The organism is Gluconobacter sp. P5E10, from assembly GCF_018812145.1.
GTDB lineage: Bacteria > Pseudomonadota > Alphaproteobacteria > Acetobacterales > Acetobacteraceae > Gluconobacter > Gluconobacter cerinus.
In genome coordinates, this window is the sequence record NZ_JACRVZ010000012.1 from 24,700 (window position 1) to 42,671 (window position 17,972).

Genomic DNA, 17,972 nt, shown 5'->3' on the forward strand with positions numbered 1-17,972 from the left:
CGTGTCCTCGCCATGCTCGCCGGCTATGCCGCCTGCGCGTGACTGCGGGCCGGGTTGATCCTGCCGCTGCGCGGCACTGTTGCAGTCTGAACAGCCCCCAGCCGGACGCGACGATGTTCAAAAACCAGAAATGGATCGAGCATCATGCGCCGTCATTACCTTCCTTATGTCCCAACACCACGCGGTCGGCCGCCCATGCGCTGGACCGATACGCAGGAGCCCGTATCCTGCCGCAAGTGCAACGAGCACTGGGAAGGTGGCGATCCGGCGCTGACAATCGCCTGCACGGGCTGCAACGCGCCAGCCCATGAGCCCTGCCGTCGCAGTGCGGGCGGCAATGAGCGGGTGTGTGCGTGCCGGGATGAGGCGGCCACCCAGCTTGGACTCCTCTCACGCTGCGAAGGCCTGAGCTGGGACAACCGGCATGTAAAGCCACTCATGCTCCGGGCCGCTCCTGTCCCCACCGCCCTGATGTGCCGCTCTGTCCGGACAGGTGCTCCTGTCAGCAGGTTTGTGCCATGACGCCGGATCTGAACTCCTATGACAGCATCATCGTGGCCGTGTCGGGCGGGAAAGACGGCACCGCCTGCCTCCTTGACCTCCTTGAAGCCGGGGCTCCGAAGGACCGCCTGGAACTGTGGCACCACGAGGTGGACGGGCAGGGGCCATCCTTCATGGACTGGCCCTCCACCTCGCCCTATGTGAGCGCGCTGGCGCAGGATTTCGGGCTGCCGCTCTATCGCTCCTGGCGAGAGGGCGGCTTCGAGCGGGAGATGCTGCGCAACGCTGCCCCAACGGCGCCTGTCCTTTTCGAAAGCCCAGACGGCCTGATCCGCGTGGGAGGGGAGGGGCCGATCGGGACGCGCCTGCGCTTCCCCCAGGTCTCCGCCAGTCTGACGACACGCTGGTGCTCCGGTGTCACCAAGATTGACGTCGCCGATCGCTCCTTGCGGGGGCAGGAGCGCTTTCTGAACCGGCGCACGCTGTTCGTAACGGGCGAGCGGGCCGAAGAAAGCCCCAACCGTGCCCGCTATGCGGCCTTTGAGCCGCACCGCACGGACACGCGACATGGCACCCGCCGTCGCCGGCACGTCGATCACTGGCGGCCGGTTCACCAGTGGAGCGAGACGCAGGTCTGGGACAGTTTGAAGCGCTGGAACGTGATGCCGGCGCTGCCATACCGCATCGGCTTCTCCAGGCTGTCCTGTGCCACCTGTATTTTTGGCGATGCGCGGCAGTTTGCAACGATCCGCTGGCTCGATCCTGCCCGCTTTGAACGCCTCGTGCAGTACGAGCAGCAGTTCGGCTGCACGATCAAGCGTACCCTCTCTCTGGAGCAGCTCGCAGAGCAGGGGAGGCCGTATGACGCTGCACTGGCGGCGCCCGATCTGGCCCGCGCGTGCCTGTCGTCGCGGCCGATCCAGACCGTCTTCACACCAGCTTGGGAGTTTCCGGCCGGAGCGTTCGGACAGGGCGCAGGTCCGACTTAGAAAAAAGTAGAAAAAACAGAAGGTTAAAAAAGGAAAAGGAGGGGAGGGGGGCAGCACAGGCCAGCCCGCCCTGCAAGAGGTGGGTCCGTCCGTGTCCTCGCTACGCTGCGGGCCGGGCGGTCCCGACGCTGCGCGTCGCTCTGGCAGGCCGCGCTGTCCTGCGCTCGCCGGAGAGGGTCAGGAAAGGAAATAAAGACGATGTCAGAGACCCTCGAACGCCCCGCACAGGCCACGGCCTTTGAACCCAGACAGGCTCACAAGGAAGGCTGGACGCTCCTCGAAGGATGCGGACCCGAGAACGACGAGACGCATCTGGTGGGTCTGCATTGCAGCGATCCGCAAGCCTGGTGGCGCGTGGCGACGAAGGCACGGGAAGGGTCGGCCTACCACTGTGACGCGCTAGCCCGCCTGTCCGAGGGCGAGCGTGAGCAGATCCGCCTGCGCTTTGGTCCCTTCTGACCCCGAACTGATCCGGGAGGCCTGACGCCTCTCTCCCCGCACTGATCCTGTTTTCCGGCCCCCCGGTCTGCCTCCGCGCAGCACCGGGCGCTGCCGCTTGTCCGGAGTTTTTCCATGTCCACGTCTCAACTGAGCTTCTTCGACACCTCAGCACTCGGCGGCAGCCAGTCCAATCTCTACTGGGGTGATCTCCCCGGAGACCGCGCCCTTGAGGAAGCGGCCGCTGCGGCCCAACAGGTGGCAAAAGCCCCGGCTCCGATCCCCGCTGTCCTGCCGAAGGTGGACTTCGCCCTGACCGGAACGCGCGGTCTGGCACAGGGCTGGAAAGAGCGTGCGCGGGACAATCTTGCGGCGATCCGCCTTCTGGCCACGCTTGAAGCAGAAGACCGCAACGCCAGCCCCGACGAGCAGGCTGTCCTCGCCCGCTTCACCGGGTTCGGGGCAGGGGAGCTGGCCAACAGCCTGTTCCCGCGCGTAGGCGAGACCTTCCGTCCAGGCTGGGAAGAGATCGGCAGCCAGCTTGAGGAACTGACCAGCCAGCAGGAGCGGGCGGGTCTGGCACGGGCCACGCAGTACGCCCATTACACGCCCGAGCTGATCGTTCATGCGATGTGGGATCTGGCCGCACAGATGGGCTTCCGGGGCGGCCGTGCGCTGGAACCGGGCTGCGGGACCGGCCTGTTCATGGCGAGCGTGCCGTCGAAACTGGCCCCGAAAACCGCCTGGACCGCGATCGAGAACGATCCGCTGACGGCCCGCATCACGCGCAAGCTGTTTCCGAACCAGTGGGTCCGGTCGGAAGACTTCACGACCGCCAGGCTGGCGGAACGCTACGATCTGGTGATCGGCAACCCGCCATTCAGCAACCGCACGGTCCGGGGCATGGACGAGCTGGGCCGCCTCGGCCTGTCGCTGCACGATTATTTCATCGCCCGCTCCCTCTCCCGTCTGCGTCCCGGAGCCGTGGCGATGTTCGTGACGTCGCGGTGGACGATGGACAAGTCCGATGCCGGCGCACGGCGCACAATGTTCGAGACAGCCGATTTCGTGGGCGGCGTGCGTCTGCCAGCGGGTGCCATGCGCGACGATGCCGGAACCGATGTCGTGGTGGACGTTCTGGTGTTCCGCCGCCGCGCACCGGGCGAGGATGCGGGCGATGCAACCTGGCTGGACGTAGCGGCGCTGGAGGACACCGATCAGGGCGAAGGCCCGCTGCGGATCAACCGCTATTTCGCGGAAAACGGCCAGCAGGTTCTCGGCCGGCACGACTGGACGAGCGGTCAGTTCGGACCCGAATACACCTGCAAGGCCAATCCGCTCCAGATGCTGGACGAGGCCCTGCCACTGGCCCTTGGCCGTCTCTCTTCGCTGGCCCGCTTCCCCGTCCCGCAGACACTCGATGTCGCGGCGGTGCAGGATAACCACGCCGCCGAGATCGGAACGGCCGCAGACGGTGCCCTGCTGAAAGAGGGGAGCTACCTGCTGCACAAGGGCGTGCTGCACCAGATCATCGACGGCGAAACCGTGCTGGTGAAGGTGAAGAAAGGCGAGCAGAAGGAAGGGATCTTCCAGAAGCACGCCGCGATCATCAAGGGCCTGATTCCTGTCAGGGATGCGGCCCGGCTCGTGCTTCGAGCACAGGTGGAAAACCTGCCCTACAGCGCCCATCAGGCAGATCTCAAACGCGCGTATCAGGCCTTTGCCCGTCAGTTCGGGCCGATCAACCTCACCAACACCACGACGCGGGTGGATGAGGAGACAGGAGAGGAGAAATCCACACAGCGCCGTCCGAACCTTCAGCCGTTCTATGACGATCCCGATGTGTGGCTGGTCAGCTCGATTGAGGAGTATGACGAGAAGAGCCAGACCGGCCGTCCGGGTCCGATCTTCAGCGAGCGCGTGATCCAGGCGCCGTCCGAGCCCGAGGTTCACGGCGCTCATGATGCGCTGGCGGTCTCCCTGCACGAGACGGGTGGTGTGGACGTCGAGCGCATGGCGGAGCTTCTTGGCCGCCCGGGTGAGGAGGTGCTCGCCGAACTCGGATCCTCGGTCTATCTCGATCCGATCCGCAGCACAGGTGGCCGTGAGGTCTGGGTGACGGCCGACGAGGCCCTGTCAGGCGCGGTCCGCACCAAGCTGGCGCAGGCCCGGGAGGCTGCCGAGCGCGACCGACGCTACCTGCGCAATGTCGCGGCCCTGGAAGAGGCCCAGCCCGAAGACCTGCGCCCGTCTGACATTACGGCCCGTCTCGGAGCCCCGTGGATCCCTGTGCCGGATGTCGAGGCTTTCGTGGCAGAGGTCATGGGGGTCCGCACGACCATTCACCACACGATGGAGGTGGCGACCTGGAGCGTGGATAAGAGCGGGTTTTCCGGCAAGGCGGAGGCCACCTCGGTCTGGGGAACACAGCGCCGCCATGCCGGGGATCTGCTGGACGATGCGCTCAATCAGGCCAGCCCGAAAATCTGGGACACCTGGCGCGATGTGAATGGCGAACACCGTGAACTGAATACGAAGGAGACCGAGGCCGCCAAGGAAAAGCTGGCCGCGATCAAGACCGCGTTCGAGACGTGGGTGTGGCAGGACACTGACCGCGCCAAGCGTCTGGTGCGGCTGTATAACGATGCGTTCAACAACCTTGTCCCGCGCACGTTCGACGGCTCCCACCTGAAACTGCCGGGAGCGAGCACGGCCATCAGCCTGCGCGACCATCAGAAGCGGGTGATCTGGCGGATCATCGCCAAGGGCAGCACCTACATGGCCCATGCGGTGGGGTCCGGGAAGACGTTCTCGATGTGCGCGGCCGTGATGGAGCAAAAGCGCCTCGGACTGATCTCCAAGGGCATGATCGTGGTGCCGGGACACTGCCTTGCGCAGATGGCGCGTGAGTTCATGATGCTCTACCCGAACGCCCAGATCCTCGTGGCGGACGAGACCAACTTCGTGAAGGACAAGCGCCAGCGGTTCCTGGCCCGGGCCGCTACGGGCACCTGGGATGCGATCGTGATTACACATGACGCTTTCAAGTTCGTGCCGGTTGAGAGCGCCTTTGAGCAGGAAATGGTCGAGGACCAGATCGCTTCCTACGAAAGCCTTCTGGAGAACGTGAACCGGGACGACCGTCTGTCGCGCAAGCGCATCGAGCGCCTGAAGGAAGGGATGGAAGCCAAGCTGAAAGCCCTGTCCAGCCGCAAGGACGATCTCGTGCATCTCGGTGAGATCGGGGTGGACCAGATCCTCGTGGATGAGGCGCAGCAGTTCCGCAAACTGTCTTTCGGCACGAACCAGTCCGATCTGAAGGGGATCGACCCGAACGGCAGCCAGCGTGCCTGGGATCTGTTCGTGAAAACGCGCTACCTCGCCAAGCGTAATCCCGAGCGCGTGCTGGTGATGGCGTCAGGCTCGCCGATTACCAACACCTTGGGCGAGATGTTCTCGATCCAGCGGTTCATGGACCTGCCAGCCCTTGTCGAGCGTGGTCTGCACGAGTTCGACGCCTGGGCCGCCAGCTTTGGTGAAACCCGCACGGAACTGGAGCTTCAGCCGAGCGGGCTTTACAAGCCGGTCACGCGGTTCTCCGAGTTCGTGAACGTCGCCGACCTGATGGCGATGTATCGCGACTTTGCCGACGTGGTGCAGCAGGACGACCTGCGACGCTACGTCAAACTGCCCGAGATTGCGGGCGGCAGGCGTGAGATCGTCGTGGCCGATAGCGGGGACGCCTTCCGCGAGTATCAGAAGACGCTTGCCGAGCGGATCAAGACGATTGAAGAGCGCACGGGCAAGCCCCAGAAGGGTGACGACATCCTGCTGTCCGTCATCACCGATGCCCGGCACGCTGCCATCGACCTGCGTTTCGTGCGGAACTGGGCGGCGAATGACAACAGCAACAAGCTGAACGTCATGATCCGCAAGGTCTTCCAGATCTGGCAGAACACGTCGGCCAATCGCTACACCGACCCGGAGACAGGACGGGAGTACGAGCTGCCCGGTGCGACGCAGATGGTGTTCTCGGATCTGGGCACGGAATCCGCGCTGGAAACACGCGGTTTCTCGGCTTATCGCTGGATCCGCGACGAGCTGATCCGGATGGGCGTCCCGCGCGACGAGATCGCCTTCATGCAGCACTACAAGAAGAGCACGGCCAAGCAGGCGCTCTTCCGCGACATGAACTCCGGGCGCAAGCGCATCCTGATCGGATCGTCCGCGACCATGGGAACGGGCGTGAATGCGCAGCAGCGCCTGATCGCCCTGCATCATCTCGATGTGCCCTGGCTGGTCTCGGACATCATCCAGCGCGAGGGCCGGATCGAGCGACAGGGCAACCAGAACCCGGTGATCCAGCTCTACGCCTACGCCCTGAAAGGGTCGGTGGACGCGACGAACTGGCAGATGCTGGAGCGCAAGCAGAAGTTCATCTGCCTTGCCATGTCCGGAGACCGGACGATCCGCCGTCTGGAAGACGTGGGGGCGGAAGCCAACCAGTTCGCCATGGCCAAGGCCCTTGCGTCAGGAGATGAACGCCTGATGCAGAAGGCGGGACTGGAGGCCGAGCTCGCGCGTCTGGAGCGCTTGCAGGCCGCCCATCACGACGATCAGTATAATGTCCGTCGCGCCATCGACCGCGCCGAGCGTGACCGTGACACAGCGCAGGCTGTGATCCCGCGTCTTCAGAACGACATCGCAAAGCGTGAGCCGACACGCGGTGAAGCGTTCCGTCTGGTGCGCAAGGACCGGGAGATGACCGAACGTGAGAAGGCCGGTCAGTGGCTCCTCTCGCAGGCCCGCCTCGCCGCGAAGGCCGGGGAGAAAGGCAAGTGGACGCTCGGCACGATCGGCGGTTTCGAGATCCTGTGCGAGACCTGGCGCACCCGCTTTGACGGCGAGGAGACATGGGACGCGACCCTCGGTCTTGTGCTGGACGGGCGGATCCTCGGCATGGACTTCGACCGCGAGACAAGCCCGGTCGGGCTGATCAGCCGCATCGAGAACGCATTGTTGCGGTTCGAGGCGGAACTGGCGGACGCGCGCCGTCAGGTGGAGGAAGCCGAACGTAAGCTCCCCGGCTATCGCGCCCGTGTGGGTCTGGCCTTCCCGGAGGCGGCGCTGTTGCAGGAAAAACGCGAGGCCATGGCGGACCTTGAGGCGGATCTGGCAGCCGATACGCACCGCCGTAAGGAAGCGGAAGAGGCTGAAGCAAAGGCCGCGCTCGAAGCTGCGTGAAAATCGGGAAAATAGTCAGAAATGGGGGGAAACCGGTCTGTCTGCTTCGCGTCGCGAGCGCTTGGAAGCAGACATGACCGCCGATCTCGGTGCAGTTCAGTCCTCCACTTCGTCCCCGGGCGACGTGAGGTTAAGTGGGTTTTTTTTACGCCCAACAGGCGGAGCAACTGGCAACAGAGCCCATCCCAAGGCTGATTGCAGAACAAAGTCCTTAAGAGTAGTCGTCGAAGGGCTATTGCCCTCGCATCAACTTTTGAGGCCCACATTGAACCAGACGTCCCACAGCAGCCTTGTTTCCTTCATCTGGCGCATTGCCGACGATTGCCTCCGCGATGTGTACGTACGGGGCAAGTATCGCGATGTGATCCTGCCGATGGTTGTGCTGCGCCGCCTTGACACGTTGCTTGAGCCGACCAAGGACGACGTTATGAAAGAGGTCCGGTACCAAAAAGAAGACATCGGCGCGACGGAGTTGGACGATGAGCCGCTCAAGGATGCCTCTGGTTACGTCTTCTTCAACACCAGCCACTGGACCTTAAAGAAGCTGTACAACACCGCCACCAACAATCAGCAGATCCTTTTAGCCAATATTGAAGATTACCTCGACGGCTTCAGTGACAACGTCAAAGAGATCATCGGTCGCTTCAACCTGTTCGAACAGATGCGCCATATGGCGGAGAAGCAGGTGCTTTTGGACGTCATTGAGAAATTCGTCTCCCCCTGGGTCAACCTGACGCCGAATGACATTGAGGATCCGGAAGGCAACACGCTTCCGGGCCTCTCTAACCTGGGTATGGGATACGTCTTTGAGGAACTGATCCGTAAGTTCAACGAAGAGAACAACGAAGAGGCAGGGGAACATTTCACCCCGCGCGAGGTGATCCACCTCATGACACACCTGCTTTTCGACCCGATAAAGGACCGTCTGCCCCGGATCCTGACGATTTATGATCCGGCTTGCGGGTCGGGCGGCATGCTGACCGAGGCTCAGAACTATATCACGGACGCAGATGGCCCTTTCCATGCCCACGGGGACGTTTACCTCTATGGCAAAGAGATCAACGACGAAACCTACGCGATCTGCAAATCCGACATGATGATCAAGGGCAATAACCCTGAAAACATCCGCGTGGGCTCCACTCTCTCCACTGATGAATTCTCCGCCAACCGCTTCGACTTCATGCTGTCCAACCCGCCCTATGGCAAAAGTTGGAACAGCGAGGTGAAGTACATCAAAGACGGCAAGGACGTCATTGATCCCCGTTTTCAGGTCAAGCTGGCCGACTACTGGGGCAATGTCGAAACGATGGATGCCACCCCGCGCTCATCGGATGGCCAGCTGCTGTTCCTGATGGAAATGATCAGCAAGATGAAACCCACCAGCGCCAGCCCGCTAGGCTCGCGCATCGCGTCGGTCCATAACGGCTCCAGCCTGTTCACTGGGGATGCGGGCAGCGGGGAATCCAACATCCGCCGCTTTATCATCGAAAATGATATGCTGGATACCATCATCCAGCTGCCCAACAACCTGTTCTACAACACCGGCATCACCACCTACATCTGGCTCCTGTCCAACGCCAAGCCCGAGGCACGGCGCGGACGGGTCCAACTGATTGACGCCAGCCTCATGTTCCGCAAGCTGCGCAAGAACCTTGGCGACAAGAACTGCGAGTTCTCGGACGAACATATCCAGCAGATCACCGAGGCCTTCCTGAACTTCGCCCCTGTCGAGCGCCAGATCGACGCGGCAGGCGATCCGCAGGGCATCGCCGTGCAGGTCTTTGACAATGCGGATTTCGGCTACCACAAAGTCACCATCGAACGCCCGGACCGCCGCCGCGCGGGTTTCAGCGCCGAACGCCTCACTCCCCTGCGCTTTGACAAGTCCCTGCGCGAGCCCATGGAATGGCTCTACGACGAACACGGGGATCAGGTCTATCAGTCGGGCTTTTTAAAGGAGCAGGCCAAACACATCACCGCGTGGTGTGAGGAAGCAGGGCTAACCCTGAACGCCAAGGCGAAGGCGAAGCTGCTCGACACCAGATACTGGGTCAAGCTGCGCGACCTGCTGGACACGGCGACCCAGATCATGGGCGATGTAGGCCTTGAAGAGACCGACGACTTCAACGCCTTCCGCAAGGCGGTTAACGCCGCGCTCAAGGCGCGTAAGATCCAGCTGGGCGTGACCGAGAAGAACGCCATCCTGAACGCCGTCAGCTGGTACGACGAGACCGCCCAAAAGGTCATCGCCAAGAAGCACAAGCTGACCGGCGCCGAGGTCGAGGCGCTGACCACGCATCTTGGCTGTGCGGCGGAAGATCTGGCCGATTTCGGTTGGTACCGGCAGAAGGATGGCAGCTACCTGACCTATGAGAGCACCGCAGAGCTGCGCGATGCCGAAAGCGTGGCCCTGAAAGACGACATCCACCGCTACTTCCTAGCAGAGGTGAAGCCGCATGTGGAAGAAGCCTGGATCAACCTCGACAGCGTGAAGATCGGCTACGAGATCAGCTTCAACAAGTACTTCTACCGTCACAAGCCCCTGCGCAGCCTTGAAGAGGTGACGCAGGACATTTTGGCCCTGGAAGAAAAGGCTGACGGGCTGATTGCCGAGCTCCTTGGTGTCGAGGTTGCGACCACGCTGGAGCCAGCGGAATGATGCGGGTGCTTTCAGACACGACTTGGTCGCCTCGGAAGATCTGGAACTGCTTTGACATTGTCAACGGAGCTACACCAGCTTCGGGTACTGCGCACTTCTGGGATGGCGAAATTTCGTGGGTTGGCCCAGCTGATCTTGGAAAGCTAAGCTCAAGAGTGGTTTCCCGCGGCGAACGAAACCTCACGGAATCTGGCTATAAGAACTGTGGCACTACTTTCGTGCCCGCAGGAACAATAATCTTGTCCGCACGGGCTCCTATTGGTCACGTAGCTGTGGCGGCAAACAGACTTTGCTTTAACCAAGGCTGTAAGGGGCTGGTGCCAAATTCAGACATTTTTGGTGAATTCGCGTATTGGCTGATCTTGGCACTCAAGCCAAAACTCGAAGCTGCTGGTCAAGGCACAACCTTTGTTGAGCTGTCCAGAAGCAAGCTTAAGGACGTCACGTTTCTACTGCCACCCCTCCCTGAACAACGCGCCATCGCGGCATTTCTGGATGGGAAATGCGCGACGATTGACGAGGCGGTGCGGATCAAGGAGGAGCAGATCAGGCTCTTGGCCGAGCGCAGGCAGATCCTGATCCAGCAGGCCGTTACTCGTGGCCTGAACCCCGACGCCCCCATGAAGAATAGCGGCATCGACTGGATCGGCCAGATCCCCGCGCATTGGGAGGTGAAGCGCTTCAAATCAGTCGCAACCGCTTTTGGTCGTATCGGCTTTCGAGGCTACAGCACGACGGACCTCGTAAACAAAGGTGAGGGTGCCGTCACCTTGAGTCCCTCAAACCTGTCCGACGGTTTAATGCAGTTTGAGAAATGCAGCTATATAAGTTGGAAGAAGTATCAGGAGTCACCGGAAATACAGGTTGAAGAAGGCGATGTGCTGGTTGTGAAAACTGGATCGACGTTCGGAAAGACTGGTTTCGTCAGGAAGCTACCCGAGCCTGCGACAATCAACCCCCAGCTTGTCGTTTTGAAAAACATCAAATGCGACTCAGAGTTTCTCTACCATCTGATTTCGTCGCCCCAGTTTCAGGCTGAAGTCAAACGAAGGGTCATTGGAAGCACGATCCCGACCATGTCGGAAAGTCGCTTGCTTGGGATTGATCTTCAGATCCCACCTCGAGATGAGCAAAACGAAATTATTGACCATATCGCAGCTGTATCCGGTCAAATTGACGCAGTCATCGCCCTCAAGGAATCCCAGATCACCGCATTGCGGGAATACAAGACGAGCTTGATCAACGCGGCGGTGACTGGAAAGATCAAGGTATTGTAAGCGCCCGGTCCCTCGATGCGGCGTGGTAGAAACTCATTTGAAAGCAACACCATGAATGTCGCGGTCAGCAACACCAAGGAAATCGCCCTTGAACAGGCCATCGAGAGACGGCTTTGCGGCGCGAGCTCCGAAGAGCTGGCCGCCGGGGCCGTCGCCTCTGGCCCTTGCCGTATCGGCCAGCCCGCTGATTTCGACGCGACCCTCGCGCTCGACCGTGCGAAGTTTTGGGAGTTCCTCGAAGCCACCCAATCCAAAGACCTCGACAAGCTCAAGCAGCACAACCCCGCCGACTGGCAGGCCAAGATCACCGGCCAGCTCGACAAGCTGATCAAGTCCAAGGGCCTGCTGCATGTCCTGAAAAAGGGCCTGCCCGTCGACAACGCGCATTTCCACCTGATGTATCCCGCTCCGCTGGCCAGTTCGGCGCAAAAAGTCCACGACAACTTCGCCGCCAATATCTGGAGCGTTACGCGGCAGGTCCATCACAGCACCGCCAACCCGAATGAATCGGTGGACATGGTGGTGTTTTTGAACGGGCTGCCGCTGGTGACGCTGGAGCTGAAGAACGCCTGGACCCACCAGACCGCCCGCTACCACGGCCAGAAGCAGTACCGTGAGCGTGATGCAAACCAGACCCTGCTACGCTTTGGCCGTGTGCTGGTCCACATGACCGCCGACACCGACGAGGTGTGGATGGCGACGAAGCTGGCGGGAGCCTCGACCTTCTTCCTGCCGTTCAACAAGGGGCACAACGAGGGCGCGGGCAACCCGCCGAACCTGAAGGGCCACAAGACGTCTTACCTGTGGGAAGAGGTTCTGCAACCGCAGAGCCTTGCCGGGATCATCCAGCATTTCGTCCTGCTGGAGGGCAAGAAAACCGACCCGCTGGCGAAGAAGACGCTGATCTTCCCGCGATATCACCAGCTGAATGTGGTCCGAAAGCTGCTGTCCCACGCCGCTCAGACGGGCGTAGGGCATAAATACCTGATCCAGCACTCTGCCGGATCAGGAAAATCCAACAGCATCACCTGGGCCGCCTACCAGCTGATCGAGACCCATCCGGCGAAGCTAGACCTGCCGGGCGCCAGGGCGCTGGACTCCCCGCTGTTCGACAGCGTGATCGTCGTGACCGACCGCCGCCTCCTGGACAAGCAGCTGCGAGACAACATCAAGGATTTCTCCGAGGTCAAGAATATCGTGGCCCCGGCGCTGAAATCGTCGGACCTGAAGGCAGCGTTGGAGAACGGCAAGAAGATCATCATCACGACCATTCAGAAGTTCCCCTTCATCATCGAGGGTATCGAGGATTTGGGCGACAAGCGTTTCGCAGTGATCATCGACGAGGCGCACAGCGGCCAGAGCGGCATCGCCAGTGACAAGATGAATCAGGCAATGGGCGGCGACCCAGACGAAGATGACGCGCAGGACAAGATCGTGGCGGCCATGCAGGCCCGCAAGATGCGCGGCAATGCGTCCTACTTTGCCTTCACCGCAACGCCGAAGCCAATCACCCTAGAGAAGTTCGGTGAGCAGCAGCCGGACGGCCGCTTCCTCCCGTTCCACCTATACAGCATGAAGCAGGCGATCGAGGAGGGCTTCATCCTCGACGTGTTGGCGAATTACACGACCTACAAGGGCTATTACGAGATCCAGAAATCCATTGAGGACAATCCCCTGTTCGACACATCCAAGGCGCAGAAGAAGCTGCGCGCCTATGTCGAGCGGAGCCAGCAGACGATCAACACCAAGGCCGAGATCATGGTCGAGAATTTCATCGACAAGGTGGTCAACCCCAAGAAATTGCGCGGCAAAGGCAAAGGGATGATCGTAACCCAAAATATCGAGGTGGCGATCCGCTACTACAAGGCTGTACAGGCAGAGCTTGCCAAGCGCGGTAACCCGTTCAAGGCGCTAATTGCTTTCTCGGGCGAGAAGGAGGTCGATGGGGTCAAGTACACCGAGACCGAGATGAATGGCGTACCTGAGGACAAGACCCGCAGCGAGTTTGACAAGGATGAATTCCGCCTGCTGATCGTCGCAAACAAGTATCTCACCGGTTTCGACCAGCCGAAGCTCTGTGCGATGTACGTCGATAAAAAGCTGCAGTCGGTTCTGGCAGTCCAGGCCCTGTCCCGTTTGAACCGGTCTTCCCCCAAGCTAGGCAAACGGACCGAGGATCTGTTCGTTCTCGACTTCTTCAACTCGATCGAGGACATCAAAGCTGCCTTCGACCCGTTTTTCACGGTGACGACCCTGTCCGAGGCGACGGACGTGAACGTCTTACACGAGCTGAAAGCATCTTTGGATGATGTCGGCGTCTACGAATGGTCAGAGGTAGAGGAATTCTGCAAAAGGTTCTTTGACGGCGAAGATTCCGAGAAACTCAGCCCCCCGATTGACGTGGCTGCCGAACGTTTCAACACCGGCCTGGAACTAGAAGACCAGGAGAAGATCGACTTTAAGATCAAAGCGAAGCAGTTCGTGAAGATCTACGGCCAGATGGCTGCAATCATGCCGTTCGAAGTGGAGGCTTGGGAGAAGCTCTTCTGGTTCCTGAAGTTCCTGGTCCCGAAGCTAAACATCAAGGACCCGAATCAGGATGCGTTGGATGATCTTCTCGAGGCCGTTGACCTTTCGTCATATGGGCTAGAGCGGACAAAACTAAACCAGACCATCGGCCTGGACACTTCAGAAGCAGAGCTAGATCCACAGAACCCCACCCCCCGCGGTTATCGCGAAGGAGAGGTGCAGGAAGACCCGTTGGAAGAGATCATCCGCAGCTTCAACGAACGTTGGTTCCAAGGCTGGAGCGCCACCCCGGAAGAACAACGGATCAAGTTTCTGAACATCGTTGAAAGTGTCCAGGCCCACCCCGACTTCGAAAAGAAATTTGATGAAAATTCTGATCCCTACAGCCGTAACTTGGCATTTGAAAAAATTATGAAAGAAGTCATGCTACAACGCCGGAAAGAGGAGTTGGAACTCTACAAGCTTCACAACCAGGACGAGGCGTTCAGATCTGCGCTATACCTAAGCGTCAAGGAGGCGCTGACACAGAGCCCGCGCTGACAATGAACTGAAGCGTGCCCGCCCAGACTTCGGAGACGATGAATTCGTCCAATGAACTCGAATTGACCTTCTCCACCGATTGCCCTTCGATCATAATCAGGGTCTGCCAGTTTGATATTATTGGTCGCAAGGTTGATCGAATGACAAGCACGTCTGGCTCTGTGCCTTTAGGCCACTTGTGGCACAGGCCCCCCGTCATTTTAGGCTCAACGGACTGAACCGCCCCGGGATTGACGGTTACCAATTCGTGCAAGCTTTGAGCCATGTCCGCTTCGGAGAAGCCCGCGGCTGCACATTGACGTCCGACAAGAGGCGACTGCAGCCTGTCTGCTCTGTTCATTAAGAATGGAGCGACAAGCTGGCGTGGAGGACCAGAAGATGAGTTATTGAGTAGCAAATTCATCAATGACGTGCCTGGCTAAAACGTCATATGCAAGAGATAGTTTGCTGATCTGGATCGAGATAAACCCAATCTATATGCTTACAATTCATCGCCACTGCTACCAAACCCCGGGCTGAAAAGGCGCTTGTAGAGACGCTCTGCGTAGCTATCCGTCATTCCAGCAATATAATCGCATACACGACGTTTCTCAGAGCTTTCTATACATCCATCTTCCCAAGATGCTTGTGGAATCAGGCTTTTAGGATCTGACTGTAGAGTTTCGAACAACCGCTTTACGATCATTTGACCACGTCGTTCGAGCTGCTGCACCTCAGCTTTCCTAATAATGAGTTCGTAAGCCAGCCCCTTGAGAGATTTTAATAACTTTTTATGGGGATCAGGAAGAGTTGCGTTGAATCTGAGAAGTGGATGTATGTACGAAACATCCTCTGAAAGCTCGACGCTACTGACAAAAAGGTTTACAAGCCCAGAAATCATCTGCTTTCTTTGGAAGCTATCTGCAAGAAGGCCTCTCGCTACTGAATCTGCATTAAATCCATTCAAAGATTTACCGTCAATTTTGTCAAAAGCTACTGTAACTGCATTTCGGACAGCACTTTCGGTTGCCAAACCTCGAGCGACAATGTCCTCTATATCATGAATGCCATAAGCAATGTCATCAGCAAGCTCGAGGATACTGCAGTCAAGGGTATGATGCGCCTGTTTGCCGTCCGCTGATGCTATAAACTGCCGTGTATCATTGGGTGAGAAGCCATCGAGAGCCCATGCGACAACATCTGCTTCGTCTTCGTGATAAGATTTAGGGGGATGACTAAAAGCGTCAAGGTCAAAGTTTTTGATTGAACGAGGATACTTCAATATCCCCAAAGTCAAACGACGTGTTGGATATAGCCCTTTCCCTCGTTCTTTATATTTTTCCAGTTTAGTTATAATGCGAAGGGTCTGACCATTCCCTTCGAACCCGCCGTGCTGCAACATGGCTTCATGCAGCGCCTGCTCCCCTTTGTGTCCAAACGGCGGGTGACCAAGATCATGAGCGAGACAGGCGGCTTCAATCAGATCCCGCTCAGGTAACCATTTTTGAGCGTTTTCGTCGAGACTTTGTTTTTGAGATTGTAATACCTGAAGTAGGCCATAACCAATCTGGGACACTTCAATAGAATGAGTTAGGCGGGTGCGATGAAAATCACCTTCTCCGACACCCATTACCTGCGTCTTGCCTTGTAGCCGCCTAAAGGCAGCTGAATGCATTATGCGTGCGCGGTCTCTTTGAAATGGTGAACGAGGGTCTCCTAAGCGTTGGGGCTGATTTGCATAAAGTCGCTCTTCAAAAAACCTCAAATCAGAGCTCATAGATATTGTCCTTTTCCTAATGGTTTAAGTCGAGTTTTAGTTGAAAATTTATGCTTACAATGTCGGTCATAAGGACGAAACGATACTATATTGTCGTCACAGACGCACAAAGAAGCTAATTTTATTATTGGGTTATGGAATCGATTCAACGATTCAGGTTCAAACAGATGATGTCCGCTATGTGAAGACCCAGTTGATGATGTGTATGTCTGACATTTAGGCGACTACCGCCTGTCCACTCTGTTTCTGCTGAGCCGACAGGCAGTTTCGGCGGGAATGGAAAATCTGCTGTTTGCGTTTAGAAGTCGAGAAGGTGTCGGTAGTTTCTCAGTGAACCGCTGCGACATCACCATTCTCACATTGCTTCAAAACTGGAAGCATGAATAAGTATTAGTGGTGTGAGCTAATTATCTTTTGATTGACAAAATCTAATATCGTTTCATATTTAACGATATTACAATCGAAGCGGATTTATTATGAATCAAAATAAATTAACTGAGGCCATAGAAAAAATTGGCAAAGTAAGCTTACGAGGTGGTATCTTCGGCAAGAATACTTTAGCTCTTATTGCAACGGTCATTTGTATCTCCGCCATTGTGCTGGCAGCGCGGAACTTATATCTAGATATCGCTGCCGTTATTTTAATATTTATATTTTCCGCTTATTTTTTATGGAGACTTCTTCAATTCGCCGAAAAAAATCCATTGATCGCCATTTTGGATGGTGCGGAATTCGTTGCACATGAGCGTATAATACAGGAATCGAAGTATGGTGGCGTTCTGCAATCACAAGCAAATGCGATCGATCATGCGCAACCAATTATCGATAATGCATCTATAGAAGCAGATGATATTGAAGAACCTAAAAAATAGAGGGGCAGTGATGACAGGTTTTTTCGTTGTTTATTTAGATCGAAAGCCAGATGTTACTGCTGATCAAGTTGAGGAGAAAATGAACAAAGCAATCGACTGGTATAAAGTCGATTCTAAAATGTGGATTCTCTATTCAAGCTCAAGCGTTGAAAAGTTGTATGCAAGGCTATCACCTCTTGCAAAAGGGGGGGGTAACGTATTCATCTGCGAATTAAACATAGATAATCGGCAGGGATGGATGTCCAAATCTTTTTGGAGTTGGATTAAAAAGGAACGTTAGAGAAGAGTAGGAAAGTGTGTCCGCTTCAATCGAGGAAAACCTAAGCTTTCTACGTCCGATATGTAGGCGTAAGCCGCCTGTCTGCTTTTTTGTCACTGGGCAGACAGGCAGTTTAGGAGGAAAATCTGACGTTCACACATGAATACGTCGTCTATTTTTTTGGCAAAAAAATAGACTCATTCGGATAAATTAAAGTTCTGGCTTGATAAATACGAAGATAAACTGATCTGTCTTTCCTCGAATAGCAGGATCAAAAACTTTGAGATGATGATCATCTTTAGGATTCGAAAGTAATTTGCTCTCACTTTTCAAAGTAAAGCCCGTATTCAGAATGGCTTTTTTGGCGACTTCCGGATCAATACGGTGCAAAGTGTTCGTCTCACTGAGGCCCGTCCCTGGGGCGGCCACATGATCAATGACAACAAAAAGGTCATCTGGGGCAGCCGCTACGTTTTCTGTCCCTGGTGCCCCGACCAGCACTTTCATGCGGATTTCGCCCTTTGACCCCGGAGTGACCATGCCTGCTGGCCAGATATCCAGCACCTTACCTTCAGGACCAACAATACCAGAGAAAATACGGGTCCAATAACCACCTCCCGGCAGAAAATCAGCAACCTGCTCGCCTGGCTTGATCTCAGCCAAGGCAGCGATCTCAGCTCCGTGTCGACGGGTATCATCCGCTCTGTCGCTCTGGCGAATTGGAGCAGTCATTGCAGACGAGATATAATTTTCTAAGGGGGCGGCATAAGCTACAGAAGACGCCAGAAGCGTGATCACGGCGGCTGAGACTGCTTTGCGCATAATTATGATCCAATCATCTCATACCAGAAATGCCACATAAGGTTATTATCTTGATACTGTGGCAATGTTGAAAAATATTCACATGC

The 17,972-nt window shown here is 57.2% G+C and carries 13 protein-coding genes; 9 read left to right on the plus strand and 4 right to left on the minus strand.

The window, feature by feature from the left end; all coding sequences use genetic code 11:
* Window positions 1-23: 23 nt before the first annotated feature.
* Entirely contained in the window at window positions 24-146 is a 123-nt protein-coding gene (locus KP707_RS17020; protein ID WP_256445652.1) for a hypothetical protein, read from the minus strand.
* Here KP707_RS17020 and KP707_RS15690 point away from each other — a divergent pair.
* The 7 genes from KP707_RS15690 to KP707_RS15725 all read left to right on the plus strand — a co-directional run bounded on the left by KP707_RS15690 (window position 145) and on the right by KP707_RS15725 (window position 14,177).
* Entirely contained in the window at window positions 145-522 is a 378-nt protein-coding gene (locus KP707_RS15690; protein ID WP_041240861.1) for a hypothetical protein, read from the plus strand. The genes KP707_RS17020 and KP707_RS15690 overlap by 2 nt on opposite strands.
* A complete protein-coding gene (locus KP707_RS15695; protein ID WP_215751864.1) occupies window positions 519-1,490 on the plus strand; it encodes a phosphoadenosine phosphosulfate reductase family protein in 972 nt (323 codons plus the stop codon). Before KP707_RS15690 ends, KP707_RS15695 begins: the two co-directional genes overlap by 4 nt.
* 198 nt (window positions 1,491-1,688) lie before the next feature.
* Window positions 1,689-1,949, plus strand: a complete 261-nt coding sequence (locus KP707_RS15700) for a hypothetical protein (protein WP_061498686.1) — start codon at window positions 1,689-1,691, stop codon at window positions 1,947-1,949.
* A 114-nt stretch (window positions 1,950-2,063) separates the two neighbouring features.
* Complete coding sequence (locus KP707_RS15705; RefSeq protein WP_215751865.1) at window positions 2,064-7,172, plus strand: DEAD/DEAH box helicase family protein; 5,109 nt, start codon at window positions 2,064-2,066, stop codon at window positions 7,170-7,172.
* Window positions 7,173-7,437: 265 nt separating this feature from the next.
* A complete protein-coding gene (locus KP707_RS15710; protein ID WP_215751866.1) occupies window positions 7,438-9,831 on the plus strand; it encodes a class I SAM-dependent DNA methyltransferase in 2,394 nt (797 codons plus the stop codon).
* Window positions 9,831-11,108: a restriction endonuclease subunit S gene (locus tag KP707_RS15715; RefSeq protein WP_252348916.1), complete on the plus strand. Its 1,278-nt coding sequence runs from the start codon at window positions 9,831-9,833 to the stop codon at window positions 11,106-11,108. The genes KP707_RS15710 and KP707_RS15715 overlap by 1 nt, the downstream gene beginning before the upstream one ends.
* Before the next feature lie 51 nt (window positions 11,109-11,159).
* Window positions 11,160-14,177: a type I restriction endonuclease subunit R gene (locus tag KP707_RS15725; protein ID WP_252348912.1), complete on the plus strand. Its 3,018-nt coding sequence runs from the start codon at window positions 11,160-11,162 to the stop codon at window positions 14,175-14,177.
* Here the strand turns inward: KP707_RS15725 and KP707_RS15730 are convergent.
* Both KP707_RS15730 and KP707_RS15735 read right to left on the minus strand, forming a co-directional pair.
* Entirely contained in the window at window positions 14,146-14,442 is a 297-nt protein-coding gene (locus tag KP707_RS15730; protein ID WP_215769435.1) for a hypothetical protein, read from the minus strand. The genes KP707_RS15725 and KP707_RS15730 overlap by 32 nt on opposite strands.
* Window positions 14,443-14,658: 216 nt before the next feature.
* Complete coding sequence (locus KP707_RS15735) at window positions 14,659-15,933, minus strand: anti-phage deoxyguanosine triphosphatase (RefSeq protein WP_215751869.1); 1,275 nt, start codon at window positions 15,931-15,933, stop codon at window positions 14,659-14,661.
* A gap of 476 nt (window positions 15,934-16,409) precedes the next feature.
* Here KP707_RS15735 and KP707_RS15740 point away from each other — a divergent pair, with 476 nt between their 5' ends.
* Together KP707_RS15740 and KP707_RS15745 are read left to right on the plus strand one after the other, a co-directional pair.
* Window positions 16,410-16,805: a hypothetical protein gene (locus tag KP707_RS15740; protein ID WP_215751870.1), complete on the plus strand. Its 396-nt coding sequence runs from the start codon at window positions 16,410-16,412 to the stop codon at window positions 16,803-16,805.
* Window positions 16,806-16,815: 10 nt separating this feature from the next.
* Complete coding sequence (locus tag KP707_RS15745; RefSeq protein WP_215751871.1) at window positions 16,816-17,085, plus strand: hypothetical protein; 270 nt, start codon at window positions 16,816-16,818, stop codon at window positions 17,083-17,085.
* Window positions 17,086-17,274: 189 nt separating this feature from the next.
* Here the strand turns inward: KP707_RS15745 and KP707_RS15750 are convergent, their stop codons facing one another.
* Window positions 17,275-17,886 carry a hypothetical protein gene (locus KP707_RS15750; protein ID WP_215751872.1) on the minus strand — a complete coding sequence of 204 codons (612 nt, stop codon included), beginning with the start codon at window positions 17,884-17,886 and terminating at the stop codon, window positions 17,275-17,277.
* Between the last annotated feature and the right edge of the window lie 86 nt (window positions 17,887-17,972).